General features: G+C 71.3%; 14 protein-coding genes. 8 read left to right on the top strand and 6 right to left on the bottom strand.

Annotated features, from left to right (window positions below; translation table 11 throughout):
• From OG230_RS24495 to OG230_RS24475, 5 genes are all read left to right on the top strand, one after another.
• The gene (locus OG230_RS24495) at positions 1–1,407 is read left to right on the top strand and encodes an asparagine synthase C-terminal domain-containing protein (RefSeq protein ID WP_328905875.1); all 1,407 of its coding nucleotides are present in this window, start codon (positions 1–3) and stop codon (positions 1,405–1,407) included.
• On the top strand, positions 1,379–2,782 hold the full coding sequence (locus OG230_RS24490; protein WP_328905874.1) for a B12-binding domain-containing radical SAM protein: 1,404 nt from the start codon (positions 1,379–1,381) through the stop codon (positions 2,780–2,782). Before OG230_RS24495 ends, OG230_RS24490 begins: the two co-directional genes overlap by 29 nt.
• 59 nt (positions 2,783–2,841) lie before the next feature.
• Positions 2,842–4,887, top strand: coding sequence for a B12-binding domain-containing radical SAM protein (locus OG230_RS24485; protein ID WP_328911516.1), 2,046 nt, complete (start codon positions 2,842–2,844; stop codon positions 4,885–4,887).
• Positions 4,884–6,347: an MFS transporter gene (locus OG230_RS24480; RefSeq protein ID WP_328905873.1), complete on the top strand. Its 1,464-nt coding sequence runs from the start codon at positions 4,884–4,886 to the stop codon at positions 6,345–6,347. The genes OG230_RS24485 and OG230_RS24480 overlap by 4 nt, the downstream gene beginning before the upstream one ends.
• Positions 6,348–6,465: 118 nt before the next feature.
• The gene (locus OG230_RS24475; RefSeq protein ID WP_328905872.1) at positions 6,466–7,845 is read left to right on the top strand and encodes a LysR family transcriptional regulator; all 1,380 of its coding nucleotides are present in this window, start codon (positions 6,466–6,468) and stop codon (positions 7,843–7,845) included.
• 41 nt (positions 7,846–7,886) lie between these two features.
• Here the strand turns inward: OG230_RS24475 and OG230_RS24470 are convergent, their stop codons facing one another.
• Positions 7,887–8,564: an HAD family hydrolase gene (locus tag OG230_RS24470; protein ID WP_328905871.1), complete on the bottom strand. Its 678-nt coding sequence runs from the start codon at positions 8,562–8,564 to the stop codon at positions 7,887–7,889.
• Between the two features lie 199 nt (positions 8,565–8,763).
• Between OG230_RS24470 and OG230_RS24465 the strand changes: the two genes are divergently transcribed.
• Both OG230_RS24465 and OG230_RS24460 read left to right on the top strand, forming a co-directional pair.
• Positions 8,764–9,558, top strand: coding sequence for a phytanoyl-CoA dioxygenase family protein (locus tag OG230_RS24465; protein ID WP_328905870.1), 795 nt, complete (start codon positions 8,764–8,766; stop codon positions 9,556–9,558).
• Positions 9,555–10,517: a GNAT family N-acetyltransferase gene (locus OG230_RS24460; protein WP_328905869.1), complete on the top strand. Its 963-nt coding sequence runs from the start codon at positions 9,555–9,557 to the stop codon at positions 10,515–10,517. The genes OG230_RS24465 and OG230_RS24460 overlap by 4 nt, the downstream gene beginning before the upstream one ends.
• A 62-nt stretch (positions 10,518–10,579) precedes the next feature.
• Here the strand turns inward: OG230_RS24460 and OG230_RS24455 are convergent, their stop codons facing one another.
• Positions 10,580–11,398, bottom strand: a complete 819-nt coding sequence (locus OG230_RS24455; protein WP_328905868.1) for an enoyl-CoA hydratase/isomerase family protein — start codon at positions 11,396–11,398, stop codon at positions 10,580–10,582.
• A 298-nt stretch (positions 11,399–11,696) separates the two neighbouring features.
• Between OG230_RS24455 and OG230_RS24450 the strand changes: the two genes are divergently transcribed.
• Positions 11,697–12,740 carry a hypothetical protein gene (locus tag OG230_RS24450; RefSeq protein ID WP_328905867.1) on the top strand — a complete coding sequence of 348 codons (1,044 nt, stop codon included), beginning with the start codon at positions 11,697–11,699 and terminating at the stop codon, positions 12,738–12,740.
• Positions 12,741–12,748: 8 nt separating this feature from the next.
• Here the strand turns inward: OG230_RS24450 and OG230_RS24445 are convergent, their stop codons facing one another.
• The 4 genes from OG230_RS24445 to OG230_RS24430 all read right to left on the bottom strand — a co-directional run bounded on the left by OG230_RS24445 (position 12,749) and on the right by OG230_RS24430 (position 14,666).
• Entirely contained in the window at positions 12,749–13,297 is a 549-nt protein-coding gene (locus OG230_RS24445) for a DUF1697 domain-containing protein (protein ID WP_328905866.1), read from the bottom strand.
• A 138-nt stretch (positions 13,298–13,435) separates the two neighbouring features.
• The gene (locus OG230_RS24440) at positions 13,436–13,810 is read right to left on the bottom strand and encodes a type II toxin-antitoxin system VapC family toxin (RefSeq protein ID WP_328905865.1); all 375 of its coding nucleotides are present in this window, start codon (positions 13,808–13,810) and stop codon (positions 13,436–13,438) included.
• Positions 13,810–14,097, bottom strand: a complete 288-nt coding sequence (locus tag OG230_RS24435; protein ID WP_328905864.1) for a prevent-host-death protein — start codon at positions 14,095–14,097, stop codon at positions 13,810–13,812. The genes OG230_RS24440 and OG230_RS24435 overlap by 1 nt, the downstream gene beginning before the upstream one ends.
• Positions 14,094–14,666: an ATP-binding protein gene (locus OG230_RS24430; protein ID WP_443051361.1), complete on the bottom strand. Its 573-nt coding sequence runs from the start codon at positions 14,664–14,666 to the stop codon at positions 14,094–14,096. Before OG230_RS24430 ends, OG230_RS24435 begins: the two co-directional genes overlap by 4 nt.
• Between the last annotated feature and the right edge of the window lie 22 nt (positions 14,667–14,688).

The raw sequence follows: 14,688 nt of genomic DNA, 5'->3' as shown, positions 1-14,688 counted from the left end.
ATGGCCGGTTTCCTGCTGCGCTGCCACTCGGGCCCGGTGGAGTTCCAAGCCCTGGGCACGGGCCGTGGACTGAGCACGCTGGTGGTGCGCGAGGGCGCGGACGCGCTGATCGTGCACGGCGACCGGCTGACCGAGGAGGCCCCGCCGGTCCACGCCCCGCTCGACGAACTGCTGTCCTGGACCGAGCGGTGCTACGCGCGCTACTGCGCGGTGCTGGTACGCGACGGCCGGGCCACCCTGTGGAGCGATGTGGGCGCCACCTGCCCGCTGCACTACGCGCGCGCCGCCGACGACACCCTGCTGGTCGCCACCTCGGCCGGAGCGGTGCTGCCGCTGCTCGCCGGGGCCCCGGTGCTGGGAGACGCGGCGCAGTCGCTGCTGCCCGGCGGGCGCTTCGCGGGGGTGACGTCGGTCCCCGCGAACACCGCGGTGACGCTGGCCGTCGACACGTACGGCACCGAGCCGGTCTCCACCCGTCAGGTGCGCGCGCTGCCGGAGAAGCCCACGGCGACCGACCCGCAGGAGGCGGTGGCCGCCGTACGCGCCGCGCTGGGCGCTTCGGTGGCCCAACTGGCCGCCGGTGTCGACGAGATCGGCGTCATGCTGAGCGGCGGGGTGGACTCCTCGACGGTCGCGGCGCTGGCGGCCCGGGAGACCTCCGGTGCGGAACTGCACACGTACACCGTGGGCACGCCGTTCGGCGACGAGTTCGAGCAGGCCGCGTGGTTCGCCGAGCGTCTGGGCAGCAAGCACCACGAGCTGATGTTCGGCCCCGACCAGCTCACGGAGCTGCTGCCGGACATGATCCGCGCACTGGAGACCTGGGACCTGCTGACGCTCCAGATCGCCGCGCCCGCCTGCTTCCTGCTGACCACCATGGCCGCCGACCGGCGTCAGGTGCTGCTCTCCGGCTACGGCGCCGACCTGCTGTTCGCCGGCCTCGGCGGCACCGGCGGCGAGGCGGACATCGAGCGGGCGGTGGTCGCGCAGACCGCCGCGACGGCCCGGAGCAACGAGTTCGGCCCCGCCTTCGCCGACACCCGCGACATCGTCGTCCGCTACCCGTACTGGACGCGCGAGGTGATGGCGTCGGCCCTCGGCATCCGGGGACGGCTGAAGGTCCGCGAGGGCACGGCGAAGTGGGTGCTGCGCAGCGCCGCCGCCGAGGTCCTGCCCGCGGAGGTCGCCTGGCGGCCCAAGCGGGGCATCCACGAAGGCACCGCCATGAGCCGGATGTTCGCCGCCGCCCTGGGCAGCGAGGACCTCCGTATCCAGTCCGAGCGGCTGCACGCCATCGCGACCTCCGTCTTCTGCCAGGACGGGCCGCCGGCCCGGGGCGCCGGCACGGGGAACGGGACCAACGAAAGGGAGGGATCCGATGAGGGTCTTGCTGGTGTGGCCTCGTAACGAACGGGCCCTCCTCAGCGACCGGCTGAGCTGCTGCGAGCCGCTGCCGCTGGAGTACCTCGGCGGCGCGCTGCGCGGCGACCACGACGTGACCATCCACGATCTGCGGCTGGACCCGTCGTTGGAGACGTACGCGCAGACGCACGAGCCGCCCGACCTGATCGGTGTGGCCATCCCGTACACGACCAGCGTGCACGTCTCGCGGGAAGTGAGCCGGGAGGCCCGGCGGCTGTGGCCGGACGTCCCGATCGTGCTGGGCGGCCACCATCCGACGGTGTCGGCGGAGTGGCTGAACGGCTTCTCGGCCGACTGGATCGTGGCCGGTGAGGGCGGCGCCGCACTCAGCCATCTGGCCGCCGAGCTGGAGGCCGGCCGTTCTCCCTCGCCCGTGTCGGGGCTCGCCCCGTACGACGCGCGCACCGGTCTGGAGCGCGACCGCCGTCCCAAGCCGGCGGCGCTCAACAACCTGCCGATGCCCGACCGTTCGCTGCTCTCCCACCACCGCGGGGACTACTTCCACTCGGTGTACCGCCCGGTGTCGCTGATCCGCTTCACCGCCGGCTGTCCGTACACCTGCAAGTTCTGTTCGCTGTGGCGGATGACGGACCGGCGTTACCTGGTGAAGGACATCGACCGGGTGCTCGCGGAGATGGCCGACATCGAGGGCCGGAACCTGTACGTCGTGGACGACGAGGCGTTCATCCAGCCCGGACGCATGCTGGAGCTGGCCGACGCCATCGACAAGGCCGGTTTCCGCAAGCGGTTCCACATGTACGTGCGGACCGACACGGCGCTGCGCAGGCCCGATGTGATCGCCCGCTGGGCCGAGGTCGGTCTGGACTCGGTGCTGGTCGGTGCGGAGTCGATGACGGACGACGAACTGTCGGGCTACCGCAAGGGAACCGACCCGGGCCAGACCCGGCGGGCGCTGGACATGTTCCACGCCAACGGGGTCAAGGTGCGGGCCAACTTCATCGTGCAGCCCAACTGGCTCGACGAGGACTTCGCCCGGCTCAGCCACACCGTGGAGGAGCTCCAGGTCGACATGCCGAGCTTCTCGGTGCTGACCCCGCTGCCCGGCACGGATCTGTACGACGAGAGCCGGTCGCAGCTGATCAGCGACGATCCGGAGCTGTTCGACTGCTACCACGCCCTGTTCCCGACCCGCCTGCCGCTGGAGACCTTCTACCACCGGCTCGCCGACCTGCTGGCGGGGGCAAGCTCCCGCGCCACACCCGGAGTGACCTCCGGCGCCGACCCGTCGGTCTTCTACTACTCCGACGACAGCGCCTTCGACGAGATGCTCCGCGCCATCCGGGGCGGCGCGGACTGGTCGCGCCCCTGGGAGCCGGAGCGCGTCCCCAGTACGAAGTAGGACCGACCGGCCCGGTACCCACCGCGAGAACCGTCCGACCACGAGGAGCCGTGACCAGCATGTCCGCCGAACTCACCAGCCACGGCCGCAAGGTGTACTTCATCGGCCTCAACGCGTTTCCCTTCCTGCCCCTGGTGGCCGGGCTGCTGCGCACCTACGCGGAGCAGGACGAGAAGATCGCCGCCGCCTACGACTTCCAGGAGCCCGTCTTCCTGGTCGCGCCGGTCCAGGAGATGGCGGACGGCATCGTCGAGCCCGATGTCCTGGCCCTGTCCTGCTACGTGTGGAACTTCCGCCGCCAGATGAAGGTGGCGAAGCTGGTCAAGGAGCGCTACCCGAACGTGCTGGTGGTGGCCGGCGGACCGCATGTCCCCGACCGGCCGGGGGACTTCTTCGAGCGGCACCCGTACGTGGACGTGCTGGCCCACGGCGAGGGCGAGGTGGCGTTCCGCGGGCTGCTGGCGGAGCGCCTGACCGCGGGTCCGGACTACGCGACGGTGCCGGGCGTCTCGGTGCGCCGGGGCGTGTCGGCGGTGGCCGGGCCGAAGGCCGTACGTCTGCCGCGGCTGATCGACACCCCGAGCCCGTATCTCCTGGGGGTGATGGACGGCGCCGTGGCCACCTGCCGGGAGCGGGGACTGCGCTTCTACGCCCTGTGGGAGACCAACCGGGGCTGCCCGTACTCCTGCTCGTTCTGCGACTGGGGCTCGGCGACGATGAGCACGCTGCGGAAGTTCGAGGACGAACGTCTGCAGGACGAGATCGAGTGGTTCGCCCGCCACGACGTGGAGGACCTGTTCATCTGTGATGCCAACTTCGGCATCATGCCGCGCGACCTGGAGATCGCGCACGCCCTGGCGGAGACCCGGGGCGAGCTGGGGGCCCCGAGGCAGGTCCGGGTCAACTTCGCCAAGAACTCCAACGACCGGGTCTTCGACATCAGCAAAACCTGGCACGACGCCGATCTGCTGATGGGCACCACGCTGTCGATGCAGAGCACCGACATGGACGTCCTGGAAGCCATCGACCGCAAGAACATCGGCCTGGACAACTACCGCAAGCTCCAGCAGCGGTACGCGGCGGAGAACATCCACACCTACACGGAGCTGATCCTGGGCCTGCCGCTGGAGACCGCGCGCTCGTTCCGCGACGGCATCGGCTCACTGCTGGAGGCCGGCAACCACGAGGATCTGCGGGTCTACGAGCTGGCCATCCTGCCCAACGCTCCGCTCAACACCCCGGAGAAGATAGCCCAGTACGGGCTGCGCACGGTCCCGAAGCGGATGTACGTGGAGCGCGAGGGCACGCCCGACGACGAGGCGGAGACCGTGCAGATGGTCATGGAGACCAACGCCATGCCACGCGCCGACTGGGTCGAGTGCTTCAGCTTCATCCAGTCGGTGCAGTTCCTGCACAACGGCTGCTACACCCGCTATCTGTCGATCTTCCTGCGGCAGGAGCACGGGATCGGCTACACCCGCTTCTACGAGGGGCTGCAGAACTACTTCGCCGGCCGCCCGGACAGTGTCCTGGGCGCGCTGTACCTGCGGATGCGCAGCCTGTACCACGACTACATCGACATCCCCACGCTGCCGCTGGCCAACCTGGTCGCCAGTCAGCCCGACATGGCCGCCGATCTGGCCCCGTACGGCAAGCGCCGGGGCTGGACCATCGACAACTGGGGCTGGCTCCGCGTCGCCCGCGACTTCGACCGGTTCCAGGCCGAACTGCGGGAGTACCTCGGCACCCTCGGTCTGCATCCGGACCAGGACGCCCGGCTGGACGACGTGCTCCGGTTCCAGCAGGACATCATGCTCCGGCCGGAGTACGCGCCCGAGCAGGGCAAGTCCGCCGAGTACGCCCACGACTGGCCGGCGTACTTCACCGGCGGAGCACTGGAGCCCCGCCGGGTCCGGGTCGGATACGGCGACCAGAGCTTCGGGGCGAACGGGCGCTACCGGCCGGTGGCCGGGGACCTCAAGGCGTTCACCATGGCGGCGATCGGCACGAGTTACCCGGTCTCCCGCATGGGCCACTACTGCCACCGCTTCGAATCCGCCGAGGTGACGTCGCTGGCGGAGCCGGTCACCAGCGAGCAGCGTTGAACAAGGCACACGACCGCACGCCGTCCACCGGGCGGCGTGCGGCCCTCGCCGTGCTCGCGGGGGCCTGCGGGCTCTTCTCGCTGCTCCAGCTGGGCGTCGCCACGCTGCTGCCGCAGATCCAGCACGCCTTCGGGGTCTCCGGCACGGACGCGGCGTGGATCGTCTCCGGGCATCTACTGGTCGGCTGTGTCGCCACCCCCGTGGTGGGACGCCTCGGGGACCTCTACGGCCGCCGGGTGGTGCTGGTCGCGGTGCTCGCCGTCGTGGCGGTGGCCGCCGTCGTGGCCGCCGCCGCGCAGTCGTTCACCGTCCTGCTCGTCGCACGGCTCGTGCAGGGCGTCGCGGCCGGGCTCTTCCCGCTCGCCATCGGCCTGCTGCGGGAGGGCTTCCCCGGGCAGTCGCTGGCCGGGCCCTCCGGGGTGCTGTCGGCGGCCTTCGGGACCGGGGGCGGCATCGGCATCCTGCTGGTCGGCGTCTTCGGGGACGGGGCCGCCGCGTTCCGGGGGCTGTTCGTCACCGCGGGCGTGCTGGCGGTCGTCCTCCTGGTGGCGGGCCTCGCGGTACTGCCCGAGACTCCGCGCAGAGCCGGCACCCGGGTCGACATCCCCGGTCTGCTCCTGCTGAGCGCGGTGAGCGCCTGTCTGCTGCTGGCCCTGAGCCAGTACGGCCGGGAGGGGCTCGGCTCCTCCACCGGGGCGGTGCTGCTGCTGGCCGGGGCGGCGGGCTGCGTGGCCCTCGTGCGGGTGGAGCAGCGGTCGGCGCAGCCGGCGATCGACACCCGGTTGCTGGGCCGCCGCCCGATCTGGACCCTCAACGTGGTGAGCCTGCTGACGGGTCTGGTGATGTTCCAGACGGGCATCCTCGCCCCGGTGCTCGCCGACGCCCCTCGCTCCACGGGGTACGGGCTTTCCGCCGACGGCGCCCTCACCGTGCTGGTGATGCTGCCGATGCAGGTCGCCGCCGTCACCGGCGGGCTGTTGTCCGGCTGGCTGCGGCAGTCCGGCCGGATGACCGCGCGGGCCGTGATGATCACGAGTACGGTGCTCTTCGCCGCCTCTCCCGCCGTGTTCGCCCTCATGACGGGAACGGCCACCGGTCTGGCCCTGGGCACGGCCCTGACCGGACTGGGCACCGGCCTGCTGGGCGGTGCCATGGCGGAGCTGCTCACGCTCGCCTCGCCGAGCGGTTCGACGGCGGTGACGGTCGGGATCAACAGCGTGCTCCGCAACCTCGGGGGTTCGTTCGGCGTGCAGGTCAGCTTCATGGTCCTGGCCGTCACGACGAGTACCCAGGGGTATCCGGCCGCCTCCTCGTACACGACGGTCTTCGTGGGGGCGACGGTGCTGGCCGCCGCCGGGATCGCCGCGGCACTGGCGTTCCCGCGCTCCGCCGGGCAGCCGGATACGGAGGCTCCGATCAGCTCCGGACGGGTCACCCCCACGATCCGGCCAACTACCTGACGGCGGCTCCTCGAAGCCCTCGGACGGCCTTACGGTGGCGAGACGTACGTCACGCGAGGCCCGCTCCGCCCCTCCCGCCGCGACGGGTGGGACGGTCCGACGGCAAGAGGGGTGCTGGATGTTCGATCTTCGGCGTTCGGATGTGGCCCTGCTGCAAGCGGTTTCCGACCACGGGAGCCTGCACGCGGTGGAACGGGGCGGCCGGATGACCCAGTCGTCCGCGAGCCGCCGTCTGATCAAGCTGGAGCGGCGGCTGCGCACCCCGCTGGTGTCACGCAGTTCCACGGGCACCGAGCTCACCGAGGCCGGGCACGCCCTGCTGCACGCGGGGCGGCGGCTGGTGGGCGCGATCGATTTCGCGATGGCCACGTCCCACCACCGCACGGACACGGAGGAGCGGCTGCCGGTCGTGCAGTTCGCGGTGGGCACGGAACGGGCCTACGGCATGGGCCGTGACCTGGCGGATCGTTTCCCCGAAGCGGTGTTCGACGTCGTGCCGGGTGACAGCCGTGATGTCTGGCAGCGGTTCGAGCGCTACGCGGTCGACGCCGCCTGCGGCTGGGAGACCACCCGGAGGCCGGGACTGCGGCGCAGCGAGGCGCTGGTGCGCACCGTCGTGGACGAGCCGCAGTGGGTCGCGCTGCCCAGGGACCATCCGCTCGCCCGGCGGGAGGCACTCGACCTGCACGACCTGGCGGACGCGGAGTGGGTGGCCACCGTGGGCGGTGACGCCTGCGACGACCAGGGCTGGGCCTTCTCCCTGCTCTCGCCCGCTCCCCGGGTCAGCTTCACGGTCCGCTCGCAGAGCGCGGCTCTCGAGCTGGTCGGCCGGGGCTACGGCGTCGCGCTCGTCTCCCCGCTCTCGCCGGAACCGGAGCACGAACTGAGCCTGGTGCTGCGGCCGTTGCGCCAGCGGCTGGTCCGCCGGCTCTCGCTGGCCGTGGACCCGCTCGTCGTCCCGCTGACGCTCGCCCACGAGCTCTGCACCTGGCTGCGGTACGGCTACGCGCAGCGCGCGGCGAAGCGGAATCCCGTGTACGCCGCCTCCGCCTCGTTCCCTCCGCTCACCGAAGGGCCGGGGCGCCCGATACGGACCAGGACCGAGGCCGACATCTCGCCGTCCGACGCCGACGCCCCGCTTCCCGTCCTGCTGTCCGAACTCCACTGGGCGGGGCCGGAATCGGACAACCACTTCGAGGCGGAGCACCTGCATCTGCTGCGGGTGATCCACCGGATCGGCAGCCTGAACCGCGCCGCCGCCACCCTGCTGGTCACCCAGCCCGCGCTGACCCGGCGCATCCACCGGCTGGAGAAGGGCTGCGGGCTGCCGCTGGTCTACAGCACCGCACGCGGAACCTCGCTGTCCGCCGCCGCCCGCCGGCTGCTGGACTGTACGGGGCCGGCCGAGAGCCGGCTCGACGAACTGGTGGGCCGGATGCGCCAGCACGCGGCGGCGCAGTCCATCGGCACCCCGGCGGCTCCCCGGGCCGCCGCCTGAGCCCACCAAAGGCCGCCCCCGGTCACCGGACTCCCGGGCCGTCAGGCCCGCCCGGAGATCGCGGACAGACCGGCGAGCTGCCGGACCAGGGCGCCCTCGGTCTCCGCCGCGGCCCGGTGGTGGACGGTGGCCATCCCCAGGGCGGACGCGGCCCGCACGTTGCGGCCCAGGTCGTCCACGAACACGCACTCCTGCGGCCGGCGGCCCAGCAGGCCGGCGGTGTGCCGGAAGATCTCCGGTTCCGGCTTGCGCATCCCCACCTCGCAGGAGATCACCACCGCGTCGAACAGGTCCTCCCAGCCCTCGCGGTCGTACCGGTGGCCCCAGGAGTTGGAGAGCAGTGCCACGGGGACCCCCGCACTCCGCACCCGGCGCAGCAGCCCGGTCATCGCGGGATCCATGGCGAAGGGCGCGAACATGCGCTGCACCAGGCCCTCGGCCGGCACCGGCGCCCCGTCGGTGCGTCGCAGGAGCGCGGCGAGCGCGGACTCGAATTCCGCGACCGGCAGTTCGCCCCGCTCGACCCGGTGGAAGGGATTGGGCCCGCCGTCCGGTACCGCGTCCGGCCCCAGCAGCCGCCCGAGCACCGCGCCGAACTCCCCTGCCGCCACTCCCTCGGCGGCGGCCCACACCGCGATCGCCTCGTCGAAGGACTGCGTCAGCACGCCGCCCCAGTCGACGATCACCGCCGAAACGGACGCCGACCCCGTTCCCGTCATGCGACTCCTCCAACCCCCGACGTCATCGGTGCACCCACCCTAGAGCCCACCAAGCCCCCTGCCCCCTATGCCATTTGGGGCCTGCCCCGAACCGTCCGCGGCCGTTCCGTTGCCGGTGCACCGGCCGCTTGCACATAGTCGAGTCACACACAGAGTTCTTGACGTCGCACGCCCGTGCGCGTACAGAAAGGTGGAGCCGATGCCCCTCAGCCCGTCGATCGCAGACCTCGCCGGCGAACTGGAGGAGCGCGGCGTCATCCAGCTCGACGACCTGGTGCCCGAACCAGCCCTCGATCTGATGCGCCGCGGCTGCTCGGATCTGATCCGGCGGACCGAGGACATGCGTTACAGCACCTTCGGATGGCAGCTGGAGTCGGACGGCGAGGGCGGCGGATGGGCCGCGCGCGCCGCCGGCAAGGAGTGCATCCCCGGCAAGGTGCGGGTGGTGGGCATGGCCCATGAGCACTCGCCCGAACTGGCCTCGATCCCGGAGCTGATCAACCTCAACGAGGGTGTCGTCCGGCCGCTGCACGGCGTCGCGGGCGACTTCTACAACACCTACCTGTGGGCGAAGCCCTCGGAGGTCGGCTCGGAGAAGCCGTGGCACCAGGACGCGCTCTTCCTCAAGGAGGAGTTCTACGAGAAGTACGAGGACGTCTACACCATCTGGATAGCGGTGGACGACGCCCGCGAGGACAACGGCTGCCTGCAGTTCCTGCCCGGTTCGCACCGCGAGAGGGTCGCGTACAAGCCGGACGGCATCAACCAGGACGACCTCTTCGCCTCGCCGCGTGAACCCACGCTCGACATCGGTCGGATCTGGCCGGAGCTGACCCCGGTGACGCTCCCCCGGCGTGCCGGATCCGCGGTGCTGTTCGGCGGATACACCGCACACACCTCGGCCCCCAACACCACCGACGACGACCGCCGGGCGGTCAGCTACGTCTACTCGCTCCCCCGGCGGGACAAGGGCGCCGCGGGCGCGGCCCGATGACGGGCCCCGTCCACCGGGCCGGGGATACCCCCTCCCTGGTCCCGCTCGATCCCCGTACCCATACGGACGCCGTCTGGCGGCTCGCGCGGGAGCGGGACCGAGCCGCGCTGGGCAAGGAGGAGACGACCCACGCCTGGATCACGGGCCGGCTGACCGCTCCGGGCCTGAACGCCCCGAGCGACGGCCGGCTGCTGTACGGCCCCGACGGCCGGCCGGTGGGCGCGGTGTGGCTGAGCAGCGCTTCGGGGATCTCGGGATGGACGGCCGAGCTGGTGCTCGGGCCGGACGCCACCGCCGAGGACGCGGGCCTGCTGCTGGACTTCGCCGGACGGCGCTGCGGAGAGCTACTGGCCGGGGGCGAGGGCGAGCTGTCCTGCTTCGTCTCCGAGGGCGAGAAGACCGCCCGTGCGGCCCTGCACACCCGGGGATTCGGCTCCCCGCACCCGTACTACCGCATGGCGGTCACCCTGGACGAGGCGCTCCCGCGGCTGCCCGTCGTGCCGGGCGCGGTGGTGCGTCCGCTCGACGGCGAACAGGACCTGCGGACGTTCCACGCGGTGAAGAACAGGGCTTACGCGGCCGAGGAGGCGGGCAAGAGCGAGGACGGGTTCGACACCTGGCTGGAGTGGTGGACGACGGACCCGGGCGTCGATCCGGCGCAGTGCGCCCTGCTGGAGGTGGACGGTACGGCGGTCGGCTTCGCCAACATCACCGACCGCATGCGGGACAGCCGCGACGCGGCGTACGTCCGGCAGATCGGTGTCGCACCGCAGGCCCGGCAACGGGGCCTGGGATCCCTGCTGCTGCTCTCGGTGATGCACGCGTCGCGGCGGCGCGGGCGTACGGCGATGGTCCTGACCGTCGACACGGCCAACACCCCCGCGCTCGCCCTCTACCACCGGCTCGGCTGGCAGGTGGAGGCCCGCTTCGACGACTTCCGCCGCACGGTGACGCGGTAGCCCGGTCCGTGGGCAGGGGTCCGTGGGGGTGAGCCGTCAGGCCCTCCCCCACGGACCGCCGGTCAGCTCCGCCCGATGATCCGGCGCATCCGGACCTGCGCCTCGCCCGCCGCGAACGCCTTGCGGTGCGAGTCCTTGGCCTCGGCGCGGACCCGCTCCAGCCCTTCCACGAACGGGGCGTTGACCCGTCCCCGGGTGCCCTGCACCGCCTCCGGGGTGTAGCGGGCCAGGGTGCGGGAGAGCTCCATCGCGCGGCCGAGGGTGTTCTCCTCGGGCTGCACCTCATGGAGGAGCCCATCGGCCAGCGCCCGGTCGGCGGGCCACTCCTCGCAGGTGTAGAGCATGCGCTGCATGACGGTGGTGCCGACGGTGTACCGCAGCATGAATCCGCCGAAGTTGCAGGCGATGCCCACCTTCAGCTCGGGCATCACCAGGCGCGCGTTCTCACTGCCCACCCGGTAGTCGCAGCACAGGGCGATCTGGAGGCCGACCCCGATGGCATAGCCGTCGATCGCCGCGACGACCGGCTTGGAGATGCCCGCGATCGTCCCGTACAGATCGGTGATGTCGTCGATCCAGTCGTTCACCTCGTCGCCGCCGGTGAACATGGAGACCTCGTTGAAGTCGCCGCCGACTCCGAAGGAGCGCCCGGGACCGCCGTACAGCAGGACGCACCGCACCTGCTCGTCCGCGTCGATGTCGCGCATCAGCGCGGTGAGTTCACGCATCCGGGCCCGGCTGAAGGGGTTCTGCTCGTGCGCGCCGGTGAATTCGACGAGGAGGACACCGTCGTCGGCCTTGGAGCACGCTATCGACTCACCGAAGCGGTCGGAATCGCTGGATTCACTGGTTTCGCCGGTCTGCGACGTCTGATTCACCATCGGACTCTTTCCCTCGGGTCGGCCCCTGTGGCCTGCGGTCACCGTCGAATGGCTGGATCACACCACCGAAAAGTTCGTTGCACCTCACCGGCCAATTTCCCATTGGCCGAATTCACGCCCATGGCAAATCGCAAGGAATCCTAAGGACGGCACCGGAGCCAGTCAACGCCCAATCCGGTCAACCCCCGTTGTTTCAAAGGAAATTACTTGAGAGAGCCCTCGGAGAGAAACGGAAGAGGCAGCGGAAAGACGATCTCCTTGCGCGCGTGAGGTCTCCGCTGACGGAAGGAGCGAGAAGGTGGCGCCACTCACCATCGTCCTGGGCACCGGCCGTTGTGGATCGACGATGCTGTCGGATCTCGTCAACGAACACCCCGAGGTGCTCAGCCTCAGCGAGTTCTTCGCCTGCCTGGACCCGTGGGGATTCACGGCCCGCGAGCTGGACGGCCCGGCGTTCTGGGAACTGCTCAGCACACCGCGGCTGAAGCCCAACACGCTGATGCGCAGGGGCGTGACCGTCCCGGAGTACCGCTACCCGCTCGGTTCCGGCCGCTACGCCCCCGGAGACGTGCCCGCGCTCTCGGTCATGACGCTGCCCCCGCTGACCGACGACCCGGACGCGCTGCTCGACAGCATCCGGGACGAGGTGACCGGCTGGCCGGTGGCCCCGCTCCCCCGCCAGTACCTGCGGCTCTTCGCCTGGTGGGCCTCGTTCCTGGGCCGCGAGGTCGTCATCGAGCGCTCGGGCGCCGCGCAGCGCTTCCTGCCCGATCTCCTGACGTACTTCCCCGAGGCGCGCTTCGTCCACATGTACCGGCACGGCCCCGACTGTGCGGTGTCCATGAGCCGGCATCCGATCTTCCGGCTGGCGGTGAAGATCAGGGAGATGCGCAAGATCCTCGGGGTGGACCCGTACGCGGTCCACGACCCGGAACACCCGCAGCGCCTCCCGGAGGAGCTGCGCAGGTTCGCACCGGACACCCTGGACGCCTCGGCGCTCGCCGACGCCGACCTTCCGCTGGAGCGGTTCGGGACGATGTGGTCGTACAGCACCGGCGCGGTCAAGCACCTCGCCGGGCTCCCCGAGGACCGGCTGCTGCACATCTCCTACGACCGGATCGTGGCCGACCCGGTCCCGGAACTCACCCGCTTCGGCCGGTTCACGGGCATCCCCGAACCGGCGGCCTGGGCGGACCGGGTGGCCGGACGCGTGGACGCGGGCCGGACAGGAGCCTCCACGGCGCTCTCCCCCGAGCAGACCGAGGAACTGCACCGCGCGTGCGCCCCCGGCATGCAGCGCCTCGCCGCGTTCGTGGGCGAGCCGCTGCCGGCAACCGGCTGAGCCGGGCGTCAGCCCTTCGTGGCCGCGGCGAGGATCTTGCCGACGGTGTGGAAGAAGCGGGTCGTGGCGTCCCGCCCGAGGACCCGTTCCTGGAAGCCCTTGGCGTTCGGTGCCTTGCCGTTGATCAGGTGCCAGACCACGAACGCCTCGTACGGCGAGGTGTGGATGATCTCGATGTCCTTCTTGGGCGACATCAGCGGCAGTTCCAGCGCGGGATCGATCCGCTCGGTCGTGAACACGACGCAGCAGCGCATGTCGTCGGTAACGGTGAGATCGGCGAACGGATCGAGCGCGACGAGCTCCTCCAGCTCGGGCACCGTACGCAGACAGACGGCGACCTCGTATCCGAGGGCGTCCCCCAGACCCCTGCCGATGGTCTCGCTCAGGACCGCCCGGTCCTCCTCGTCGGATTCGAAGAAGACGTTCCCGGACTGGATGTAGCTGCGGACCGAGGCGAATCCCATCTCCGTGAAGAGGGAGCGCAGATACTCCATCTTCACCGAGCGGCCGGGAACGTTCAGGCCACGCAGCAACGCGATGTACAGCAACCCAACCACCTTGACCGACGCGGAAGACCTTCCGGGCCGACCGTACCGCCGTACGCGGAGCGCCGTGCCGGAGAATCGCTGGCGAAGGGCCGACGCCTGCGGACGGGGACGACACGCCATGCGCGGGTTGTCGCGCAGGGCGACAGGTCAGACCTGCATGACCTGTACGTCGTACTGCGGAATCCATGCGCTCCGGGTGACCAGCACCATTCCCTCGGCCTGCGCCTGTGCGATCAGCAGCCGGTCGAAGGGGTCCGTGTGCAGCATCGGCAGCCGGCCGGCCCGCACCCCGTGCGCGGCCGTGACCGGCACACCCGCGAACGGCAGGTCGCGCACCTGCTCGGCCAGATCTCCAGGGCCTTCGACGGTGCCGAGGAACTGCCCGACCGTGATCTCCCACGGCGACACGGCGCTGACATGGACGCCGGGATCGGCATCCAGCAGCTCTTTGACCTGCGGGGACAGCTCCGGTGAGTCACCGAGCCACCACATGACCACCCGGGTATCGAGCAGAAGTCGCATCAGCGCACCCCGAAGGCTTCGGCGATGGTGGCGGGCGGGTCGTCGAACGTGGCGGCGATACGGATACGGCCCCGGAGCGACCCCCGCCCGGTGCGCAGCACCTTCGGCGGTGGCGGCGGCGGCAGTGGCGGTGGCGGTGGCGGTGGCGGCAGCACCATCGGCACCGGCTCCCCGGCCCGGCTGACAACGGCGGGACGGCCGTCGATCAGGTGCTTCACGGTGCCGATGAAGCGTGGCGCGGCGCTGCGTACGGCGCGCCGGCGGAACCTCTTCCACAGCGCCCTCATGACGCGACCACCGGCCCGTGGGTCCTGACGGTCACCAGTTCCGCCGCGTGCAGGCGAAGGGCGGGACCGCCGTCGTCCAGGGTGATGACGACGGCGAGCCCACCGGAGGCGTACCGCTCGCTCCGGACGGCCCGCACCGAGTGCCAGGCGCCCCAGGCGCGTACGCACTGGCCGGGCCGGACGGTGACGGCCGCGATCTCCAGTTCCGGGGGTACGGGGTCGGCGCCCGGGGCCAGCAGTTCCGCCCAGACGGTCTTGCCGATCCCGGCCGGGCGCTCGTCGACGCCCCAGCGGTGTGCGAGGGCGGCGACCAGCATGAGCCCACGCCCGCCCGTATCGGTCCCACGGGGCTGCCGCACCTCCGGCCGGCCGGGCCCCGCGTCGCTCACCTCCACACGCAGGAGTGCGCCCTTCTCCCGGCACGCGATGTGTACGCCGACCATCCGGTCACCGGGCACGGGGACCCGCAGTGCGTTGGTGACGAGCTCGGAGAGGACCAACTCACCGTCGGCGGAGACCGCTTGGGAGGCGCGCCACTCGCCGAGCCTGGCGCGCAGTAACGCTCGCACTTTGGGAACGCTGCTCCGGCAT

The organism is Streptomyces sp. NBC_00234, from assembly GCF_036195325.1.
Taxonomy (GTDB): domain Bacteria; phylum Actinomycetota; class Actinomycetes; order Streptomycetales; family Streptomycetaceae; genus Streptomyces.
The sequence above is the reverse complement of the archived record's forward strand: the minus strand, read 5'-3'. Positions and strand labels throughout refer to the sequence as shown.